The 18,120-nt window shown below is 62.6% G+C and carries 24 protein-coding genes; 16 read left to right on the forward strand and 8 right to left on the reverse strand.

Annotated elements, in window-relative coordinates:
* Positions 1-110 precede the first annotated feature (110 nt).
* From IOC69_RS01935 to IOC69_RS01945, 3 genes are read left to right on the forward strand one after another with little or no spacing between them, the layout of a single operon-like run.
* A complete protein-coding gene (locus IOC69_RS01935) occupies positions 111-1,031 on the forward strand; it encodes an MltA domain-containing protein (RefSeq protein ID WP_366935496.1) in 921 nt (306 codons plus the stop codon).
* Positions 1,028-1,600 carry a Smr/MutS family protein gene (locus tag IOC69_RS01940; protein WP_290541832.1) on the forward strand — a complete coding sequence of 191 codons (573 nt, stop codon included), beginning with the start codon at positions 1,028-1,030 and terminating at the stop codon, positions 1,598-1,600. Before IOC69_RS01935 ends, IOC69_RS01940 begins: the two co-directional genes overlap by 4 nt.
* Positions 1,597-1,968, forward strand: coding sequence for a helix-turn-helix domain-containing protein (locus IOC69_RS01945; RefSeq protein ID WP_290541833.1), 372 nt, complete (start codon positions 1,597-1,599; stop codon positions 1,966-1,968). The genes IOC69_RS01940 and IOC69_RS01945 overlap by 4 nt, the downstream gene beginning before the upstream one ends.
* Here IOC69_RS01945 and hslU read toward each other — a convergent pair.
* On the reverse strand, positions 1,958-3,256 hold the full coding sequence (gene hslU / locus IOC69_RS01950) for an ATP-dependent protease ATPase subunit HslU (protein WP_290541834.1): 1,299 nt from the start codon (positions 3,254-3,256) through the stop codon (positions 1,958-1,960). The genes IOC69_RS01945 and hslU overlap by 11 nt on opposite strands.
* A 23-nt stretch (positions 3,257-3,279) precedes the next feature.
* On the reverse strand, positions 3,280-3,828 hold the full coding sequence (hslV, locus tag IOC69_RS01955; protein WP_290541835.1) for an ATP-dependent protease subunit HslV: 549 nt from the start codon (positions 3,826-3,828) through the stop codon (positions 3,280-3,282).
* A gap of 125 nt (positions 3,829-3,953) precedes the next feature.
* On the opposite strand from hslV, the gene hisB reads away from it, so the two are divergent.
* The 7 genes from hisB to coaA are packed head-to-tail and all read left to right on the forward strand — an operon-like array spanning position 3,954 to position 8,430.
* Positions 3,954-4,550 (forward strand): imidazoleglycerol-phosphate dehydratase HisB, encoded by a 597-nt coding sequence (gene hisB, locus IOC69_RS01960; RefSeq protein WP_290541836.1) that lies wholly within the window; start codon positions 3,954-3,956, stop codon positions 4,548-4,550.
* The gene (locus tag IOC69_RS01965; protein ID WP_290541837.1) at positions 4,547-4,984 is read left to right on the forward strand and encodes a DUF2628 domain-containing protein; all 438 of its coding nucleotides are present in this window, start codon (positions 4,547-4,549) and stop codon (positions 4,982-4,984) included. The genes hisB and IOC69_RS01965 overlap by 4 nt, the downstream gene beginning before the upstream one ends.
* Positions 4,985-4,993: 9 nt before the next feature.
* A complete protein-coding gene (gene hisH / locus IOC69_RS01970) occupies positions 4,994-5,644 on the forward strand; it encodes an imidazole glycerol phosphate synthase subunit HisH (RefSeq protein WP_290541838.1) in 651 nt (216 codons plus the stop codon).
* Positions 5,641-6,372 carry a 1-(5-phosphoribosyl)-5-[(5-phosphoribosylamino)methylideneamino]imidazole-4-carboxamide isomerase gene (gene hisA, locus IOC69_RS01975; protein ID WP_290541839.1) on the forward strand — a complete coding sequence of 244 codons (732 nt, stop codon included), beginning with the start codon at positions 5,641-5,643 and terminating at the stop codon, positions 6,370-6,372. The genes hisH and hisA overlap by 4 nt, the downstream gene beginning before the upstream one ends.
* On the forward strand, positions 6,372-7,133 hold the full coding sequence (hisF, locus tag IOC69_RS01980; RefSeq protein WP_290541840.1) for an imidazole glycerol phosphate synthase subunit HisF: 762 nt from the start codon (positions 6,372-6,374) through the stop codon (positions 7,131-7,133). The genes hisA and hisF overlap by 1 nt, the downstream gene beginning before the upstream one ends.
* Positions 7,134-7,143: 10 nt before the next feature.
* Positions 7,144-7,476, forward strand: a complete 333-nt coding sequence (locus IOC69_RS01985) for a phosphoribosyl-ATP diphosphatase (protein WP_290541841.1) — start codon at positions 7,144-7,146, stop codon at positions 7,474-7,476.
* A gap of 3 nt (positions 7,477-7,479) precedes the next feature.
* Positions 7,480-8,430, forward strand: coding sequence for a type I pantothenate kinase (gene coaA, locus IOC69_RS01990; RefSeq protein ID WP_290541842.1), 951 nt, complete (start codon positions 7,480-7,482; stop codon positions 8,428-8,430).
* Here the strand turns inward: coaA and IOC69_RS01995 are convergent.
* Positions 8,425-9,420, reverse strand: coding sequence for an adenosine kinase (locus IOC69_RS01995; protein ID WP_290541950.1), 996 nt, complete (start codon positions 9,418-9,420; stop codon positions 8,425-8,427). The genes coaA and IOC69_RS01995 overlap by 6 nt on opposite strands.
* A gap of 186 nt (positions 9,421-9,606) precedes the next feature.
* Between IOC69_RS01995 and IOC69_RS02000 the strand changes: the two genes are divergently transcribed.
* Entirely contained in the window at positions 9,607-10,269 is a 663-nt protein-coding gene (locus tag IOC69_RS02000; protein ID WP_290541843.1) for an EI24 domain-containing protein, read from the forward strand.
* Here IOC69_RS02000 and nth read toward each other — a convergent pair.
* Positions 10,241-10,900, reverse strand: coding sequence for an endonuclease III (nth, locus tag IOC69_RS02005; protein WP_290541844.1), 660 nt, complete (start codon positions 10,898-10,900; stop codon positions 10,241-10,243). The two genes, IOC69_RS02000 and nth, sit on opposite strands and share 29 nt — an antisense overlap.
* A 42-nt stretch (positions 10,901-10,942) precedes the next feature.
* On the opposite strand from nth, the gene IOC69_RS02010 reads away from it, so the two are divergent.
* Positions 10,943-11,419, forward strand: a complete 477-nt coding sequence (locus IOC69_RS02010; protein WP_290541845.1) for a DUF2244 domain-containing protein — start codon at positions 10,943-10,945, stop codon at positions 11,417-11,419.
* A gap of 48 nt (positions 11,420-11,467) precedes the next feature.
* Positions 11,468-12,346 carry a bifunctional helix-turn-helix domain-containing protein/methylated-DNA--[protein]-cysteine S-methyltransferase gene (locus tag IOC69_RS02015; protein WP_290541846.1) on the forward strand — a complete coding sequence of 293 codons (879 nt, stop codon included), beginning with the start codon at positions 11,468-11,470 and terminating at the stop codon, positions 12,344-12,346.
* Positions 12,347-12,348: 2 nt separating this feature from the next.
* On the opposite strand, the gene irrA is transcribed toward IOC69_RS02015, so the two are convergent.
* Entirely contained in the window at positions 12,349-12,744 is a 396-nt protein-coding gene (irrA, locus tag IOC69_RS02020; protein WP_290541847.1) for an iron response transcriptional regulator IrrA, read from the reverse strand.
* Positions 12,745-12,920: 176 nt separating this feature from the next.
* Here irrA and fabA point away from each other — a divergent pair, with 176 nt between their 5' ends.
* The 3 genes from fabA to fabI are packed head-to-tail and all read left to right on the forward strand — an operon-like array spanning position 12,921 to position 15,467.
* Complete coding sequence (gene fabA, locus IOC69_RS02025) at positions 12,921-13,433, forward strand: 3-hydroxyacyl-[acyl-carrier-protein] dehydratase FabA (protein ID WP_290541848.1); 513 nt, start codon at positions 12,921-12,923, stop codon at positions 13,431-13,433.
* Positions 13,434-13,447: 14 nt separating this feature from the next.
* Positions 13,448-14,659: a beta-ketoacyl-ACP synthase I gene (fabB, locus tag IOC69_RS02030; protein WP_290541849.1), complete on the forward strand. Its 1,212-nt coding sequence runs from the start codon at positions 13,448-13,450 to the stop codon at positions 14,657-14,659.
* Positions 14,660-14,666: 7 nt separating this feature from the next.
* Entirely contained in the window at positions 14,667-15,467 is an 801-nt protein-coding gene (gene fabI, locus IOC69_RS02035) for an enoyl-ACP reductase FabI (RefSeq protein WP_290541850.1), read from the forward strand.
* A gap of 177 nt (positions 15,468-15,644) precedes the next feature.
* On the opposite strand, the gene moeB is transcribed toward fabI, so the two are convergent.
* The 3 genes from moeB to coaBC are packed head-to-tail and all read right to left on the reverse strand — an operon-like array spanning position 15,645 to position 18,120.
* Positions 15,645-16,460 (reverse strand): molybdopterin-synthase adenylyltransferase MoeB, encoded by an 816-nt coding sequence (gene moeB / locus IOC69_RS02040; protein WP_290541851.1) that lies wholly within the window; start codon positions 16,458-16,460, stop codon positions 15,645-15,647.
* The gene (dut, locus tag IOC69_RS02045) at positions 16,460-16,900 is read right to left on the reverse strand and encodes a dUTP diphosphatase (protein WP_290541852.1); all 441 of its coding nucleotides are present in this window, start codon (positions 16,898-16,900) and stop codon (positions 16,460-16,462) included. The genes moeB and dut overlap by 1 nt, the downstream gene beginning before the upstream one ends.
* The gene (coaBC, locus tag IOC69_RS02050; protein WP_290541853.1) at positions 16,897-18,120 is read right to left on the reverse strand and encodes a bifunctional phosphopantothenoylcysteine decarboxylase/phosphopantothenate--cysteine ligase CoaBC; all 1,224 of its coding nucleotides are present in this window, start codon (positions 18,118-18,120) and stop codon (positions 16,897-16,899) included. The genes dut and coaBC overlap by 4 nt, the downstream gene beginning before the upstream one ends.

Below are 18,120 nucleotides of genomic sequence, written 5' to 3' on the forward strand. Positions count from 1 at the left end.
GTGCGCGGCAGGCCTTTCGCCGGTCCAGCCGGGAGATGCTGGAACAGGGCGCGGGATTTCGCCGGCCGGTGCGCTTCGGGGGCAGCCTCTCATCATGGCGCAACGCCTGCGTGGCTGCGTTCGACGCAGGCGATGCGCGGAGCTTTTTCGAGCGCCTGTTCCGGGCCTATCGGGTGCATGACCCGGAAAGGCCGGAGGGCCTTTTCACCGGCTATTACGAGCCTGAAGTGGAGGGTAGCAGGACGCGCACGGAAACATTTCATGTGCCGGTCTATCGCCGCCCTCCCGATCTCGTGAGTTTTCACGATCGTGCCGCAGAAGAAACAGGGCTTGCCTATGGCCGGCTGGTGAGTGGCAAGGCGCAGCCGTATCTTTCCCGCCGCGAGATAGAGGCTGGCGCTCTGGCCGGGCAGGGGCTGGAGATCGTATGGCTCAGGGACTGGGCCGATGCCTTTTTCATCCACATCCAGGGCTCGGCCCGCGTGCACCTGGCGGAAGGGGGCACGCTGCGGCTCTCCTATGCGGCCAAATCCGGCCTTCCCTACACCGGCATCGGCACCATTCTGGTGCGGCAGGGCGTGCTGCCGGAAGATGCGATGTCCATGCAGGCCATCCGCCGCTGGATGGCAGCCCATCCGCGTGAGGCGCGCGAACTGATGTGGGAGAACAAGTCCTTCGTGTTCTTCCGCGACGCCGCACTCGAGGATCAGGCGCTGGGTGCGCTGGGCGCTCAGCACGTGCAGCTCACGCCGCGCCGCAGTCTCGCCGTTGACCGCGCGCTGTGGATGTTCGGCATGCCTGTCTGGCTGGACACGCTGGCGCCGTCGGGCCAAGGCAACCGCATGACGCACATCCGCCAGCTTCTCGTGGCGCAGGACACCGGAAGCGCCATCAAGGGTCTTGCCCGGGGTGATGTCTTCTGGGGCTTCGGTGATGAGGCTGCTCACATTGCGGGGCCCATGAAGAGCGCGGGCCTGATGACCGTGTTGCTCCCCGTCGCGGTGGCCGGGGAGCTCGGTCTTCCGATATGAGCCGCAAGCCGCCCGATTATGAGCTCTGGCTTGAGACCGCGAAAACCGTGAAGCCACTGCGCGCCCAGTCGCGCGCTCCCGCGCCGAAACCGGCGCCTCCGCTGCTCCATGCGAAGAAGTCGGCCAAAGGGCCGTCTGGGCCGCATATGCATGTCCTCTTGCCGCCACACCGGCCGCCGCCGCAGATCACTGGGCTCGACAGGCGGACAGCGCAGAAGCTCACGCGCGGCCAAGTCGAGATCGAGCGGCGTCTTGATCTTCATGGTACGGGCATCGAATTGGCGCGTGTCCACCTTCTTGGCTTCCTGCGCGATGCGCAATCCATGGGGACCCGCAACGTGCTGGTCATCACCGGCAAGGGCGCCTCACCATTTTCGCGTCATACGCTGCATGGCGCGGGCCACTTTCATGCGCCCGAGCGCGCCGGCCGCCTGCGCCGGCTTGTCACGGAATGGTTCCACGAACCGGAATTCAGGAGCCTTGTTGCAGGCTTTCAGCCCGCCCATCCAAAACACGGCGGCGGCGGCGCATATTACGTCCGTGTCCGGCGCATCCGGGAGGAGCGATGACGCCCTTCGGCGACAGGATGAGGAAACTGAGAGCCGAGCGCGGCGTGACACTGAAGGAGATGGCGGAGGCCCTGGGTGTTTCACCCGCTTACCTCTCGGCGCTCGAGCACGGCAAGCGCGGCCGCCCGGGCTGGCACCTCATTCAGCGCATCCTTGCCTATTTCAACATCATCTGGGACGAGGCGGACGAGGTGGTGCGCCTCGCCCGCATCTCCCACCCGCGCATCACTATCGACACCTCGGGTCTGAATCCCAAGGCCACCGAGTTCGCCAACCGGCTGGCTGACGACATCGGCAAGCTCGATGCCGCCACGCTCGACGAACTGCTCGTCACGCTCAGCCGAAAGCGGCAGAAACCTAAAGGATGAACTTCGACAGGTCGGCGTTCCGGGCAAGCGTGCCGACATGTTCCTCGACATAGGCGCTGTCAATGACCACCGTATCGCCGGACCGGTCGGGCGCCGCATAGCTCACCTCGTCGAGCAGCCGCTCCATCACTGTCTGCAGGCGGCGCGCGCCGATGTTCTCGACCGCGGCATTGGTGTCGGCGGCAATCTGCGCGATGGCTCCGATGCCATCGCCGGTGAAGTCCAGCGTCACGCCCTCTGTCTTGAGCAGGGCGCGATACTGCCTGATGAGGCTCGCTTCGGGTTCGGTGAGAATGCGTTCAAGATCGCCGCGGTCAAGCGCCTTCAGTTCGACGCGGATGGGCAGGCGGCCCTGCAGCTCCGGCAGCAGATCGGAGGGTTTGGCGATGTGGAAAGCACCCGAGGCAATGAACAGGATGTGGTCCGTCTTCACCGGCCCATGCTTGGTTGACACGGTGGTGCCCTCGATCAGCGGCAGCAGATCGCGCTGCACACCCTCGCGGCTCACATCAGCACCCTGGCGCTCGGAGCGTGCGCAGATCTTGTCGATCTCGTCGAGAAAGACGATGCCGTTTTGTTCCACCTGCTCCACCGCTTCCCGCACGATCTGATCCTGGTCGAGCAGCTTGTCGGACTCCTCCGCGAGCAGGACCTCATGGCTTGCCTTCACCGACATGCGACGGGCCTTGGTGCGCCCGCCGAAGGCCTTCCCGATCATATCGGACAAATTCACCACACTGGCGGACCCCGGCATTCCGGGAATCTCGAAACTCGCAGTACCGGTATCGGCAACCTGGATTTCGATCTCCTTGTCGTCAAGCTCGCCCGACCGCAGCTTGCGGCGAAAGGCCTCGCGCGTCGTCTCAGAGGCATTGGCCCCAACCAGCGCTTCGATCACGCGCCGCTCGGCATTGAGCTGCGCCTGGGCTTCGACATCCTTGCGCCGTGTTGTCCTGGTCATGGCGATGCCGGATTCGAGCAGGTCGCGCACGATCTGGTCCACGTCGCGCCCGACATAGCCCACTTCGGTGAATTTGGTGGCCTCGACTTTCAGGAACGGCGCATTCGCAAGCCTGGCGAGGCGGCGGGCTATCTCGGTTTTGCCGACGCCGGTCGGCCCGATCATCAGGATGTTCTTCGGCATCACCTCGTCGCGCAAAGGGCTCTCCAGCTGTTTCCGCCGCCAGCGGTTGCGCAGCGCAATTGCCACCGCGCGCTTGGCCTCGGTTTGGCCAACGATGTGGCGGTCAAGTTCGGAAACGATCTCGCGCGGGGAAAAATCGGTCATCGCAAATTCCACTCAGAATCCACTCAGGCGGCAGCCAGGGTTTCGACGGTCAGGTTGTTGTTGGTGTAGACGCAGATGTCGGCGGCGATCGCCATGGCCTTGCGCGCAATGGCTTCGGCATCAAGGTCGCTGTCGGCAAGCGCCCGGGCCGCGGCGAGCGCATAGTTGCCTCCGGATCCAATGGCGATGATGCCTTTTTCCGGCTCCAACACGTCGCCCGTGCCGGTGAGCACCAGGGTCACAGACTTGTCGGCGACGATCATCATCGCCTCAAGGCGGCGGAGATAGCGGTCGGTGCGCCAGTCCTTGGCCATGTCCACGCAGGCGCGGGTCAGCTGGCTGGGATACTGCTCCAGTTTCGACTCGAGACGCTCGAACAGTGTCATGGCATCGGCTGTTGCGCCGGCGAAACCGCCGATAACATGCCCCGCACCCAGCGGACGCACCTTGCGGGCATTGCCCTTTATGACGGTCTGGCCAAGACTCACCTGCCCATCGCCGGCGATGACCACTTTGCCTCCTTTCCGGACCGAGAGAATGGTCGTGCCGTGCCAAGCTGTGCTCTCTGCCATGGGAGGAGTCCTTCAGAACTGCTGGCCGATCATGTAGGCCTGCCGGGCTTCAAAGAAAAGCCAGACTTGGCCATTTCCTGTTGCATCTGCTAAGAGGCTCGCAACCAGCTGGACCAGCCCCCGCCATGCGCACGGCCTTGATCGAACGCAAGACCACCGAAACCCGAATTTCCGCCGCCGTTAACCTCGATGGCAGCGGAAACTACGACGTTACAACCGGCGTAGGTTTCCTCGACCATATGCTGGAGCAGCTGTCCCGGCATTCTCTGATCGACCTTACGCTCAAGGCGGAGGGTGATCTGCACATCGACTTCCACCACACTGCGGAGGATTCCGGCATCGCAATCGGCCAGGCTGTGGCCAAGGCGCTGAGTGACCGCAAGGGCATTCGCCGCTACGCCAGCCTGTATCTGCCGATGGATGGCACCCTGACGCGGACCGCCATCGATGTTTCGGGGCGCCCTTTCCTCGTCTGGAAGGTGAATTTCACCGCACCGAAGATCGGCGACTTTGACACCGAGCTGGTGCGTGAATGGTTCCAGGCCTTCGCGATGAATGCCGGCGTCACGCTGCACATCGAGACGCTTTACGCCGACAACAACCACCACATTGCGGAATCCTGTTTCAAGGCGCTGGCGCGCGCCTTGCGGGAAGCAATTGACATCGACCCGCGGCAGAGGGACAGGATTCCCTCCACCAAGGGAACGTTGGCAGGCCAATGAAGCTGTTCACCGTTCTCGAGCCGCCTGACGGCAAGCCGGAGCGCGTGGCCTTCGTATCCGAAGGCTTTGCCTGGAGCGCACTTGCCCTGGGCTTCGTGTGGGCGCTGTGGCACCGCATGTGGCTGGTGGCCGCTCTGTTGTTCGCCCTTACCTCCGCATTGACCGTGGCTACAAATCTGGAACTCCTCGGATCTGGCTTTGCAGGGCTGCTGCAGTTCGGTATCTCGCTTCTGTTCGCCTTCGAGGCGCGGGCACTGCAGGTTGCGTCCCTCGAGCGCGTCGGCTATCGCCGCAGTGCCCTTATCCAGGCCAGCACTTCCGAAGCGGCGGAGCTTGGCTATTTCGCGGGCCGGGCGAACAACGCACCGGAGCCTTTGTCTGCGCGCCTGCGCGGTGCGCCGGATGACACTCTCGGCATTTTCGGAAATGTGTGAGGCCCCGCCGTGAGCGTTGCCATTATCGATTATGGATCCGGCAATCTCCACTCCGCCGCCAAGGCTTTCGAACGCGCCGCGCGTGACAGCGGCATCGCGATGAAGATCGGCGTTACCTCAGACCCGGATGTGCTGCGCCGGGCAGAACGCCTTGTATTGCCTGGCGTTGGCGCCTTCAGGGATTGCCGCACCGGCCTCATGGCGGCTCCCGGCCTTTGGCAAACGCTGCGGGACGAGGCGGTCAACAAGGGCAAGCCATTTCTCGGAATCTGTGTGGGTATGCAGCTCATGGCCTCCTGCGGGCTCGAGCATGACATCACTGCGGGTTTCGGCTGGATTCCGGGTGACGTAACGCCGCTCGCGCCGCGCGAATCTTCATTCAAGATCCCGCACATGGGGTGGAACACGCTGGACCTGGCGCGTCCGCATGCTCTGCTCAAGGATATTCCGCTCGGCGAGCGCGGGCTCCATGCCTACTTCGTCCATTCCTTCCATCTCGACGCGCAGAGCAGCTCCGACATTATTGCCACAACGGAGCACGGTCAGACCGTCACCGCCATGGTGGGCCGCGACAATCTGGCCGGCACCCAGTTCCACCCGGAAAAGAGTCAGACGCTGGGGCTGACCCTTCTGGCCAATTTCCTGAAGTGGCGGCCATGATCCTGTTTCCCGCCATCGACCTGAAGAACGGCCAGTGCGTGCGCCTGAAGCTGGGCGACATGGCCCAGGCAACCGTGTTCAACGACGACCCTGCCGCCCAGGCGAAGAGCTTCGAAGACCAGGGCTTCGCGTGGCTGCATCTCGTGGATCTGAACGGCGCCTTCGAGGGCAGGCCGGTGAATGCCGCTGCCGTAGAGGCCATCCTTCATGCAGTGAAGTTGCCGGTCCAGCTTGGTGGCGGCATCCGCAACCTGGGCCAGATCGAGACGTGGCTCGTCAAGGGAATCCGCCGGGTGATCCTTGGCACCGCGGCGCTGCGTGATCCCGCACTGGTGCGGCAGGCCTGCCGTCTGTTTCCCGGGCGCGTTGCAGTTGGGATCGATGCCAGGGGCGGTCGGGTTGCCGTTGAAGGCTGGGCTGAAACCTCGGACCTGACGGTCATCGATCTTGCTGGGCGTTTTGCCGATGCAGGCGTTGCCGCCATCATTTTCACTGATATCGAGCGTGACGGCATTCTTGCGAGTCTCAATATCGAATCGACACTTGAGCTTGCGCGCGTGGTTCCGATCCCTGTCATCGCCAGCGGCGGGCTTGCCTCCATGGACGACATCCACCGTCTGTTGCAGCCGGACTGCCGCATCCTCGAAGGCGCTATTTCGGGCCGCGCTCTCTATGATGGCCGGATCGACGTAACCGAGGCTCTGCGCCTTTTCCAAGAGGCCCCTTGATGCTCAAGGCCCGGCTTATCCCCTGTCTCGACGTGAAGAACGGCCGCGTCGTCAAGGGCGTCAATTTCGTGGACCTGCGTGATGCCGGTGACCCGGTGGAGATTGCCAAGGCCTATGACTCTGCCGGGGCGGACGAATTGTGTTTTCTGGACATTACGGCAACCCATGAGAACCGCGGCATCCTCTTCGATGTGGTGCAGCGCACGGCGGAAGCCTGCTTCATGCCGCTCACCGTGGGCGGCGGCGTACGCTCGCTGGACGACATCCGCAAGCTGCTCCTTGCGGGCGCTGACAAGGTCTCGATCAACTCAGCTGCCGTGGCCAGCCGCGACTTCGTGCGCCAGGCGGCAGAGAAGTTCGGAGCACAATGCGTCGTGGTGGCGATCGACGCGAAATCTGTATCGCCTGGCAAATGGGAGATATTCACTCACGGCGGCCACAAATCCACGGGCATTGACGCGGTGGAGTTTGCCCGGGAGGTGACGTCGCTCGGCGCCGGCGAGATTCTGCTTACCTCCATGGATCGGGACGGCACCGGCAAGGGCTTCGATATCGAACTCACCCGCGCCATCGCCGATGCGGTGTCCGTGCCGGTCATCGCCTCGGGCGGTGTCGGCACGCTGGACCATCTCGTCCAGGGGATCCGCAATGGCCATGCGGCAGCCGTGCTCGCTGCCTCGATCTTCCACTTCGGCGCCTATTCCATCGGCGAAGCCAAGCGGCATCTTTCGGCTGCGGGCATTCCCATGCGGCTCAACTAGGATAGCGGCCATGACGGATTACAGGCTCGATGTTCTGGCATCCCTCGCCGACGAGGTGGTGGAGCGTCGGCAAGCCTCGCCCGGGTCCTCCTACACTGCAAAGCTGCTCTCCCAGGGCGTCGAGAAATGCGCCAAGAAATTCGGCGAGGAGGCGGTGGAACTGGCGCTTGCATCCGTGCTGCGCGACACCGCGCATGTCACGGCCGAGGCTGCCGACGTCCTCTATCACCTGCTCGTGCTGCTCGCGGCCTCGGACGTGAAGCTGACGGACGTCATGGGCGAACTTGCGCGCCGCCAGGGCGTGAGCGGCCTTGCGGAGAAGGCCTCCAGGCCCAAGGATTGATGCATGGAAGAACTCGTCAAGGAAGTCTCTCCGTTCCGCCGCTTTGCGCGCGAGGAATGGTCGGCCCTGCGGGCCGACACGCCGATGACACTTACGCAGAAGGACCTCGACGAACTGCGCGGCCTCAATGACCGCGTCGACCTTGAGGAGGTCGAAACCATCTATCTTCCGCTGTCGCGCCTGCTCAATCTTTATGTGGCGGCTACCCAGGGCCTGTTCCGCGCCACCAACAACTTCCTCCACCTCACTGAACGCAAGGTGCCTTACCTGATCGGCATGGCGGGCAGCGTGGCGGTGGGCAAGAGCACCACCGCGCGTATCCTGCAGCGGCTCCTCGCGCGCTGGCCAAAACACCCCAAGGTCGATCTTGTCACCACCGATGGCTTCCTCCTGCCAAACGCCATCCTCGAGCGCGAAGGGCTGATGACGCGCAAGGGCTTTCCCGAAAGCTACGATCTTCCGGCGATCCTGCGCTTCCTCTCGGACATCAAGGCGGGAAAACGCAACGTCACGGCGCCGCTCTATTCGCATCTCACCTATGATGTGCTGAAAGACGAGCGCGCGGTGATCGATCAGCCGGACATCCTCATCGTCGAAGGCGTCAACGTGCTGCAGACGGGCCGCCCCCCGCGCGACGGGCGCGGTATCCCGAACACCTCGGATTTCTTCGATTTTTCGGTCTATATCGATGCCGATACGGCGGACCTCAAGACCTGGTACATCGAGCGCTTCCTCACCCTGCGGGACAGCGCTTTCCGCAATCCCAAATCCTACTTTCACCGCTATGCGACGCTCTCCGACGGGGAATCGCGCGATACGGCAAGCCGCATCTGGGATACCATCAACCTGGTGAATCTGCGCGAAAACATCCTTCCCACACGCCCGCGCGCCGACCTCGTCCTGCGCAAGGGCGCGGATCACTTCATCCGCAGCGTCTTCCTGAGAAAGCTATAGCAGCCCGAGCCCTTCGGCATGCGCCCGGAGCGACACTTCGGGCCTCGCGCCGATGTGGGAGATCACCTCGGCCGCCGCCATGGAGCCAAGCCGCGCGGATTCGTAAAGCGTCCTGCCATTGGTGAAGCCATGGAGGAAGCCCGCAGCGAAGAGATCGCCCGCTCCCGTGACATCGACGATCCTGCTCACCGGATGCGCCGGGATCGCATGAACCTCGCTTCCGTTCACCACCACGCAGCCCTTCTCGGAGCGCGTTACGACGGCGATGGGGCAATCGGCGGCGACCGCTTTCACTGCACCGTCGAAATTCTGAGTCTGGTAGAGCGACTTAATCTCGGCTTCATTTGCAAAGACGATGTCGATGTCGTTGCGGATCAAGTCGAGGAAGCTGTCGCGGTGCCGCTCGACGCAGAAGGAGTCCGACAGCGTGATCGAGGTCTTGCGGCCGGCGGCCCGCGCGATTCTGGCTGCCAGCTTGAAGGCTTCCTTGGCCTCGGGCCGGTCCCATAAATAGCCTTCCATATATGTGATCTGCGCCGCCTCGACGGCGTTCCGGTCAACATCGGCTATGGTGAAGTTCACGCAGGCGCCGAGATAGGTGTTCATGGTGCGCTCGCTGTCGGGCGTCACCAGAATGAAGGAGCGGGCAGTGGCCGGACCATCTGAGGCGGGGGCCGTGTCAAAGGCAACACCCTGGGCCCGCATATCATGCCGGAAGATTGCACCCAGCTGGTCAGCCCTCACCTTGCCGAAATAGGCTGCCCTGCCACCCAGCGAAGCGACGCCCGCCGCCGTGTTCCCAGCGGATCCGCCCGATAACTCGATGGCCTGGCCCATGTCGGCATAGAGTTCCTCGGCCCGGGCCTCGTCGATCAGGTTCATCGACCCCTTCACCAGCCTGTGCCGCGAAACGAAATCCTCTTCCACCCGCGCGATCACATCGACAATCGCGTTGCCGATGCAGAGAACGTCAAAACCGGAAGCTGTCATCGAGATTTCCTTGCCCAGTCCCCCCGCCCTGGGGCGTGCTCCGATCACGTGGGATCACCTGATCGGCAAGAACATGCGTTCATATGCCAGAGCATGATCTTGTCGCAAAAGTGGGTTTCGCTATTGCGCATCATGCTTTAGCCAGGCCCACTTGCGCTGGCAAGCCGGGGTGATTAGGTGGGGTTGATGTTGACCTCCGCATTCCGCGCCTTTGGCGACCTGTTCTCGCCGGAATTTCGTTCCGTGCTGTTCAAGGCGCTGGGGCTGACCGTCGCGCTGTTTATTGCCGTGCTGGTGATCGCCGAATTGCTGATTGCCAGTTTCACCCAGTTTTCGTGGCCGTGGGCTGACCGTCTGGTGGAGGTGGGGGCCGGATTGGCGCTGCTGGTTGTCTTCTTCTTCCTCATCTTCCCGGTCACAGCGGCTTTCGCCGGCCTGTTCCTCGACCAGATCGCCGAGAAGGTGGAGGAGCGCCACTATCCCTGGGACCCCCGTGGAACGCCCCTGCCGGCGGGGCGTGCCATCCTGATGGCCATCCAGTTCTTCATCGTCGTGCTGCTGGTCAACCTTGCGGTGCTGCCCACCGTGTTCTTCGGTTTCGGAGTCTTCGTGCTGATTGCCGCCAATGCCTATCTGATCGGGCGTGAATACTTCGAAATGGTCGCGATGCGACACATGCCGGTGGAGGAGGCAAAGATTCTGCGCAAGGAGAACAGCCAGACAGTATTCGTCGCAGCCCTGCTGCCGGCCGTCATGTCGCTGGTGCCGATCGTCAATTTAACTGTGCCCCTGTTCTCAACCGCCTATTTCACTCACCTCTTCAAATCGGTGCAGGCGTCTTCGGCGTGAACCGGCAGATGTCGGACATAAGGCAGCGCCAGCATTCAGGCTTGCGCGCCCTGCACACATAGCGCCCGTGCAGAATCAGCCAATGGTGGGCATGTCGGCCATAGGGCTTGGGCACGACCTTAAGGAGCTTCTGTTCCACCTCCAGCGGCGTTTTGCCGGGCGCCAGGCCCGTGCGGTTCCCGACCCGGAACAAATGCGTGTCGACAGCGATCGTCGGGTGCCCGAAGGCGATGTTGAGCACCACATTCGCCGTCTTCCGCCCCACCCCGGGAAGGGCCTCAAGCGCCTCCCGGTCGTCAGGAACCTCCCCACCATGCTTGTCGATAAGCTGGTGCGACAGGAGGATAACGTTCTTCGCTTTGCCGCGAAACAGGCCGATGGTCTTGATTGCGTCTCGCACCGTATCCTCGCCTAGGGCGACCATTTTCTCAGGCGTGTCGGCAATGGCGAACAGCGGCTTCGTAGCCTTGTTCACGCCGTCGTCCGTCGCCTGTGCGGAGAGCACGACGGCAACCAGCAGGCTATAGGGGTTTACGTAATGCAGTTCGCCCCTAGGGTCAGGGTTGGCGGCCTGGAAGCGGCGGAAGATTTCTTCCACTTCCTCAGGCTTCAGACGGCTTGCTTTGGCCATGGCTCCGGTGTTCCCTTGCAGGTCTTGGGGTAGAACAGCGGCATGGATCAGGGCAACAGCAAAGTCTGGCAGGCGACGCTCACGCCGCATCGGAGCCTCGACAGGAAAGGCTTTTACCTCCTCATGGGGCTTGTTGCTCTCGTGAACCTAATCGTCGCCGGAATGTTCGTGGCGCTTGGGGCCTGGCCCATCGCCGGCTTCGCCGGGCTCGACGTGCTGTTGGTGTGGTGGGCCTTCCGGATGAATTTCGCCGATGCCCGCAAGCTCGAGCGCATTTCAATCACCGAGCATGAGCTGGTGCTTGAGCGCGAGAGCGAAAGGCGCCCGCCGCAGCAGCTGCGCTTCGTCCGCCGCTGGGTTCGCGTCGAACTCGAGGAGGACCGCGAAAGGGAGCTGATCGGCCAGCTGCTTCTGGTTTCTGGCCGCACCCGGGTGGCGGTGGGCGAGTTCCTGGCCCCGGAGGAGCGCAAGACGCTGGCCCAGGCCCTCAAGTCGGCCCTCGCGGTTCCGCGCATCTGATCAGCTTTCGGGTGGGAAAGCGGCTCGCGCGGGGTTAGCTTGCACAGCATGGAAAACGCAATCACCTTCACCGAAGCTGCCCGCGATTACGAACTCGTCCGCCGGAATCTCGACTATTTGCGAGAGCACTGGCGGGAACAGCCGTCGCTTGACCTTCTTGCCGAACGCAATGGATTGAGCGCTGCTCATCTGCAGCGCCTTTTCATGCGCTGGGCGGGTCTGAGCCCCAAGGCCTTCGTCCAGGCCCTGACCATTGACCACGCCCGCAAGCTGCTGCGGGATTCGGCAAGCGTTCTGGACACCAGCTATGAAGTGGGTCTGTCCGGACCGGGGCGCCTCCATGACCTTTTCGTCACCCATGAGGGCATGACGCCGGGGGCCTACAGGGCGCGCGGCAAGGGGCTTACGATCCGTTACGGGTTTCATGACTGTCCTTTCGGCAAAGTCCTGCTGATGACGAGTCATAACGGCATTTGCGGACTGGCTTTCGCAGACCCCGGTCAGGAGGAGGCCAGCTTACTGGACATGCGAAGCCGCTGGCCGGACGCCGACTATGTCCTGGACGCCGGGGTCACGGCGGGTCCCGTGGCCCGGATTTTCAATCCCCAGCGTTGGACGGTGGAACAGCCATTGCGTATCGTATTCATAGGCACGGAGTTTGAAACGAGGGTCTGGCAGACGCTGCTGAAGATTCCAATGGGCCGGGCGACGACTTATTCCGACATCGCCGGTCATCTCGGGAATTCCAAGGCCTCACGCGCGGTAGGCGCGGCCGTTGGCCGGAACCCGATTTCCTTCGTGGTGCCTTGCCACCGCGTGCTCGGCAAATCCGGCGGGCTCTGCGGTTACCACTGGGGTCTGACGCGGAAACAGGCGATTCTGGGCTGGGAGGCGGGCTTGTTGGCTGCAAGCAGCAAGGCTGCGTGAGGTCAGCGCACCGACTTGCGCAGGCGGATGATGATGTCCACCCGGTCGATCTCCGTGCCCGCGGGGAGGGGCGGCAGGCCAAGCACTTTCAGGTCCTCCGTGCCGATGTCGACCAGAGAGTCGGTCTCTGCAATGTAATAGTGGAAATGGTTCGAAGTGTTTGTGTCGAAAAAGGTTCGGTCGCCCTCGAAGGCAACCTCGCGCAGCAGGCCTGCCGCCTTGAACTGGTTCAGCGTGTTGTAGACGGTGGCCAGCGACACATCGATCCGGGCGGCCAGCGCCTCCTTATGCAAGCTTTCGGCGCTCACATGGCGGTCACCCGCGCTGAACAGAATGGCGCCCAATGACAGGCGCTGACGAGTGGGGCGCAGCCCTGCCTGCCTCAGGCGTTCAGCCAATACGAAATCCTGCACATCCATGTTGCAACCTCTATACGCGAAACCCGTTAGGCAAGGCAATCTTGGCGCCAATACGGCGGCGGGCGCCGCCAGAAAGCGGACTTGGACCAGATATTTCCATGTGATAGGAACGGCAAAACCGGGGCAGGCCGGTGGAGTTTGGGACCAGAGGCAGAATGAACGAACCGAAGTCGAGTTATGGTTACGAGGAACTCCTGGCCTGCGGACGCGGTGAACTCTTCGGGCGCGGAAACGCGCAGCTGCCTCTGCCCCCGATGCTGATGTTCGACCGCATCACAGAGATTTCCAAGGACGGCGGCGCTGCGGGTCTCGGCAAGGTTGTCGCAGAACTCGATATCAATCCAAACCTCTGGTTTTTCGGTTGCCACTTTCAGGGCGATCCGGTCATGCCCGGCTGCCTTGGTCTTGATGCGCTGTGGCAGATGACCGGCTTTTTCATGGGCTGGCTGGGTGAACCAGGCCGCGGCCGCGCGCTCGGGGTCGGCGAAGTGAAGCTTTCCGGCATGGTCACCCCTATCGTCAGGAAAGTGACCTATGAAGTCGAGGTCAGCCGTCTTATTCTTCGCAAACTCAAGATGGCGGTCTCGAACGGACTCATGAAGGCCGACGGTGAAACGGTCTATCAGGTTACCGATATGAAGGTCGGGCTGTTCCAGCCCACGGCCTGAGAAAGGAAGTTAACATGCGGCGTGTCGTCGTGACTGGCCTCGGCATCGTGTCGAGCATCGGCAATAACGTGCAGGAAGTCTTGAATTCGCTGTTCGAGGCTAAGTCCGGCATCGGCAAGTCCGACGAATATGCCAGGCTCGGCTTCCGCTGCCAGGTGCATGGCGCGCCCACCTTCGACCTTGAGGGCATCGACCGGCGCATACGCCGCTTTATGGGGGATGGTGCGGCCTGGAATTACGCTGCCATGCAGCAGGCGATTGTCGACTCAGGGCTTGAGGAGCAAGACGTCAAGAACGATCGCACCGGCCTCATCATGGGTTCCGGTGGCCCTTCCACCCGCACCATCGTGCAGGCGGCTGACACGACCCGCGACAAGGGCCCCAAGCGCGTCGGTCCCTTTGCCGTGCCTGCGGCCATGTCGAGCACCAACTCGGCAACGCTGGCCACTCCTTTCGGCATCCGCGGCGTGAACTATTCGATCTCGTCCGCCTGCGCCACCTCGGCCCATTGCATAGGCAATGCGGCGGAGATGATCCAGTGGGGCAAGCAGGACGTGATGTTCGCCGGCGGCGGCGAAGAACTCGATTGGACGCTCTCGGTGTTATTTGACGCCATGGGCGCCATGTCGTCGAAGTACAACGCGACGCCCGCCACCGCCTCCCGCGCCTATGACAAGAACCGCGACGGCTTCGTCATTGCCGGCGGTGCGGGTACGGTGGTGCTGGAGGAACTTGCGCACGCCAGGGCCCGTGGCGCCAGGATCTATGCCGAACTCATCGGTTACGGCGCAACGTCCGATGGTTATGACATGGTGCAGCCCTCGGGAGAAGGTGCGATCCGCTGCATGAAGCAGGCGCTCAGCAATGCTGGCGCCATCGATTACATAAACCCGCATGGCACATCGACGCCGATTGGCGACAAGAAGGAAATTGAGGCGATCCGCTCTGTGTTCGGCGACAGCATCCCGCCGATCTCCAGCACCAAGTCGCTCACCGGTCATTCGCTCGGCGCAGCCGGCGTGCAGGAAGCGATCTACTCGATCATGATGATGAAGAACAATTTCCTTTGCGAGAGCGCTCATATCGCGGAACTCGACCCCGAATTCGCCGATGTGCCGATCATCCGCAAGCGCATCGACAATGCCAGGATCGACACGGTGATGTCGAACAGTTTTGGCTTCGGCGGCACCAACGCAACCCTCGTCTTCCAGCGCTACAACGGCTGATCTCCACATGACCAATTCCTTGATGGCGGGCCGCCGCGGACTCATCATGGGCGTCGCGAATGACCATTCGATTGCCTGGGGCATCGCTCAGCAGCTCCACAGGCACGGAGCCGTGCTCGCCTTCACCTATCAGGGAGAAGCCTTCGGCAAGCGCGTGAAGCCGCTTGCCGAATCCGTTGGCTCCGCGGTGCTTCTGCCGTGCGACGTGGAGGACATCGGCACGGTCGATCAGGTGTTCGAAACCCTGAAGCAGAAATGGGGCAGCGTCGATTTCGTGGTGCACGCTATCGCCTTCTCGGACAAGAACGAACTTAAAGGTAAATATTCCGATACGACGCGCGGGAACTTCATCCGCACCATGGTGATCTCGTGCTTCTCCTTCACCGAGATCGCCAGACGCGCGGCGGCTTTGATGCCGAATGGCGGTTCGCTGTTGACGCTGACCTATGGCGGGTCGGTGCGCGTTATGCCCAATTACAATGTTATGGGTGTGGCCAAGGCGGCCCTCGAATCCTCTGTGCGCTATCTCGCGGCGGACTACGGTCCGCAAGGCATTCGTGTGAACGCCATCTCGGCCGGTCCCATGCGCACACTGGCCGGTGCTGGCATCGGCGATGCACGGGCCATGTTCAGCTTCCAGCAGGATCACGCGCCTTTGCGCCGTACGATCACGCTGGATGAGGTCGGTGGTGCGGGTCTATACCTCCTGTCTTCACTTTCGGGCGGTGTCACCGGCGAAATCCACTATGTGGATTCGGGATACAACATCATCTCCATGCCACGCCCCGAAGACCTGAAGGCGGTTTGAGAGAACTCAGGGCAGGCTGATTGGATCAGGGACAGCGTCCTTCTGAGCGCCAGCCTGGAGGAAATTCTCGAAACGCTGTTCGTGGCCATCTGCATGGGGGCAGGGCCGCCGGTTATATGCTGGGTCCACGCGCACCGGCGCCTACAGACCGATTGCGCAGGCGGGAGGCAAGACGGCCTACATGTCGATATAGTTTGAATGCATCAGCGAGGTGATGCTTGGATTTCGTCCGTTGAGCGGGTTATCGGGGTTCCAGGCGAGCTTCGTTTCGTAGAAGCGGGCCGCCAGCGCGTCATACATCAGCAGGCGGCCGGCGAGGCTTGCGCCAATTCCGAGGATTTCCTTGATGACTTCCATCGCCTGCATCGAACCAAGAATGCCGGGCAATGCACCGAGGATGCCGGCCTCCTCGCAAGCTGGAAACAGCCCGCGCGGAGGCAGTTCGCCCATCAGACAGCGGTAGCTGGGCCAAGGCGTGCCCTCGGGTGATGATGCGTGCGGCTTGAAGGTGGAGATCTGGCCATCGAACTGTCCGACTGCCGCCGTCACCAGCGTCTTCTTCGCAAAGTAGCAGGCATCGCTGACGAGATAGCGCGTGGGGAAGTTGTCGCAGCCGTCCGCGACGATGTCATAGCTCGAGATGATATCCAGCGCGTTCTCTGCGGTGATGCGACAGACATGTTCCACCACCTTAACATGCGGATTCAGGCCCTGCATGGTCTCTCGGGCGCTTGATGTTTTCGAAATGCCGACGCGTGCGCTTGTGTGGATAATCTGCCGCTGCAGGTTGGAGAGGCCCACCGTATCGTGATCGACGATGCCGATTGCGCCGATGCCGGCCGCCGCCAGATAGTAGAGCAACGGCGCGCCGAGGCCGCCAGCGCCCACGACGAGAACCTTGGAGTCCTTCAGCTTGCTCTGTCCCGGACCGCCGACTTCATGCAGAACGAGATGGCGCGCATAGCGCTCGATCTCGTCGGGAGACAAAACCATCAGCGGTGTCCTGAGGAACCGAAGCCGCGGGCGCCCCGTGCCGTCTCGTCAAGCAGGTCCACTTCCGACCAACCGATGCGCGTCACGGAGGCGATCACCATCTGCGCGATGCGGTCGCCGCGGGCGATGGCGAAGTCATCCTGTCCGTGATTGATCAGCGGCACCTTAACCTCGCCCCGATAATCGCAGTCGATGGTGCCGGGCGAATTCAGAACTGTCACGCCGTGTTTCACGGCAAGGCCGGAACGCGACCGCACCTGGGCCTCATAACCTTCGGGCAGCGCTATGGACAATCCGGTCGGCACCAGGTGGCGTGCCCCGGGCTTCAGGATCACGGCCTCGGCCGCCCGCAAGTCCATGCCCGCGGCGCCCGCTGTTTCATAGGCCGGCAGCGGGAGGTCTTCATTGTTCGGAAGCCGCTTGATCTCGACACGGATCATTCTGCGGCCTTCCGATCCGGCGCCAGCATCCGGGCAAGGCGCTCCATCAGCTTCCGCGCCACTTCATCCTTGCTCATGTTCGGCCAGTTCTCGATTCCCGCAGTGGAGACGAGATGCACGGTATTCCGGTCGCCGCCGAACACGCCTGACTCCCTGCCGACGTCATTCGCGACGATGAGGTCACAGCCCTTGTTCTTTAGCTTCTCAGCGGCATGTTCCGTCACCTTCTCGGTTTCGGCGGCAAAGCCGACGACGATGCGGGGGCGCCTGGGATCGCGCGAAATCGTGGCGAGGATATCCGGGTTCTCCGCAAGCGACAGACCGGGCGGCGCGTTTCCCGTCTTCTTGAGCTTTTCGGCAGCCTCCGCCGCCACACGCCAGTCCGCGACGGCGGCCGTGAAGACGGCGATGTCAGCTGGCAATTCGCCTTGGCAGATTTCAAGCATCTCCTGCGCAGTCTCGATGGGCATCATCTGGACGCCCGGCGGTATCGGCAGGGAGACCGGGCCGGAGACCAGGATCGTCTCGGCGCCGAGTTCCACCGCCGCCCTGGCGATGGCATAACCCTGCTTGCCCGAAGAATAGTTGGAGATGAAGCGCACCGGATCGATCGGTTCGCGGGTCGGTCCGGCAGTGATCAACACCTTTTTCCCCGCCAGCGGCTGTGCCCTGGGCTTCAGCATGCCCACGATAGCCGCGAGAATCTCGTCGGGTTCCGCCATGCGACCGGGGCCGAATTCACCACAGGCCATCTCGCCGTCATTGGGACCGGTCAGAGCAAGGCCGTCGCGCTTCAGTGTCTCCACGTTGCGCACGGTGGCCGGGTGCCGCCACATGCGCAGGTTCATCGCCGGGGCAATCAGCACAGGCTTGTCCGTGGCGAGAAGAGTGGTGGTGGCGAGGTCGCCGGCGAGGCCGTTGGCCATCTTGGCTATCAGGTCCGCCGTTGCCGGCGCAACGACGACAAGGTCCGCCGCACGGGAGAGCTGGATATGGCCCATTTCCACTTCATCGGTCAGGCTGAACAGCGAGGTATGGACCTTCTCCCCCGACAGCGAGGCGAGAGACAGGGGCGTCACGAACTGTTCGGCCGCCTTGGTCAAAATGATGCGGATGGCAGCGCCCCGGGTTTTCAGCAGGCGAACCAACTCATGCGCCTTGTAGGCGGCAATGCCGCCGCCGACGATGAGGAGGACCGATTTTCCCGCAAGCGAGGTCAT

This window comes from Aestuariivirga sp., assembly GCF_020252405.1.
Classification (GTDB): domain Bacteria; phylum Pseudomonadota; class Alphaproteobacteria; order Rhizobiales; family Aestuariivirgaceae; genus Aestuariivirga.

What these genes read in the sequence shown, in the direction of transcription:
- IOC69_RS01940 (WP_290541832.1), top strand. Translation starts at nt 1,028, where the DNA reads ATGAGCCGCAAGCCGCCCGATTATGAGCTCTGGCTTGAGACCGCGAAA.
- IOC69_RS01945 (WP_290541833.1), top strand. Translation starts at nt 1,597, where the DNA reads ATGACGCCCTTCGGCGACAGGATGAGGAAACTGAGAGCCGAGCGCGGC.
- hslU (WP_290541834.1), bottom strand. Translation starts at nt 3,256, where the DNA reads ATGACCGATTTTTCCCCGCGCGAGATCGTTTCCGAACTTGACCGCCAC.
- hslV (WP_290541835.1), bottom strand. Translation starts at nt 3,828, where the DNA reads ATGGCAGAGAGCACAGCTTGGCACGGCACGACCATTCTCTCGGTCCGG.
- hisB (WP_290541836.1), top strand. Translation starts at nt 3,954, where the DNA reads ATGCGCACGGCCTTGATCGAACGCAAGACCACCGAAACCCGAATTTCC.
- IOC69_RS01965 (WP_290541837.1), top strand. Translation starts at nt 4,547, where the DNA reads ATGAAGCTGTTCACCGTTCTCGAGCCGCCTGACGGCAAGCCGGAGCGC.
- hisA (WP_290541839.1), top strand. Translation starts at nt 5,641, where the DNA reads ATGATCCTGTTTCCCGCCATCGACCTGAAGAACGGCCAGTGCGTGCGC.
- hisF (WP_290541840.1), top strand. Translation starts at nt 6,372, where the DNA reads ATGCTCAAGGCCCGGCTTATCCCCTGTCTCGACGTGAAGAACGGCCGC.
- IOC69_RS01985 (WP_290541841.1), top strand. Translation starts at nt 7,144, where the DNA reads ATGACGGATTACAGGCTCGATGTTCTGGCATCCCTCGCCGACGAGGTG.
- coaA (WP_290541842.1), top strand. Translation starts at nt 7,480, where the DNA reads ATGGAAGAACTCGTCAAGGAAGTCTCTCCGTTCCGCCGCTTTGCGCGC.
- IOC69_RS01995 (WP_290541950.1), bottom strand. Translation starts at nt 9,420, where the DNA reads ATGACAGCTTCCGGTTTTGACGTTCTCTGCATCGGCAACGCGATTGTC.
- IOC69_RS02000 (WP_290541843.1), top strand. Translation starts at nt 9,607, where the DNA reads ATGTTGACCTCCGCATTCCGCGCCTTTGGCGACCTGTTCTCGCCGGAA.
- nth (WP_290541844.1), bottom strand. Translation starts at nt 10,900, where the DNA reads ATGGCCAAAGCAAGCCGTCTGAAGCCTGAGGAAGTGGAAGAAATCTTC.
- IOC69_RS02010 (WP_290541845.1), top strand. Translation starts at nt 10,943, where the DNA reads ATGGATCAGGGCAACAGCAAAGTCTGGCAGGCGACGCTCACGCCGCAT.
- IOC69_RS02015 (WP_290541846.1), top strand. Translation starts at nt 11,468, where the DNA reads ATGGAAAACGCAATCACCTTCACCGAAGCTGCCCGCGATTACGAACTC.
- fabA (WP_290541848.1), top strand. Translation starts at nt 12,921, where the DNA reads ATGAACGAACCGAAGTCGAGTTATGGTTACGAGGAACTCCTGGCCTGC.
- fabB (WP_290541849.1), top strand. Translation starts at nt 13,448, where the DNA reads ATGCGGCGTGTCGTCGTGACTGGCCTCGGCATCGTGTCGAGCATCGGC.
- fabI (WP_290541850.1), top strand. Translation starts at nt 14,667, where the DNA reads ATGACCAATTCCTTGATGGCGGGCCGCCGCGGACTCATCATGGGCGTC.
- moeB (WP_290541851.1), bottom strand. Translation starts at nt 16,460, where the DNA reads ATGGTTTTGTCTCCCGACGAGATCGAGCGCTATGCGCGCCATCTCGTT.
- dut (WP_290541852.1), bottom strand. Translation starts at nt 16,900, where the DNA reads ATGATCCGTGTCGAGATCAAGCGGCTTCCGAACAATGAAGACCTCCCG.
- coaBC (WP_290541853.1), bottom strand. Translation starts at nt 18,120, where the DNA reads ATGACCTCGCTTGCGGGAAAATCGGTCCTCCTCATCGTCGGCGGCGGC.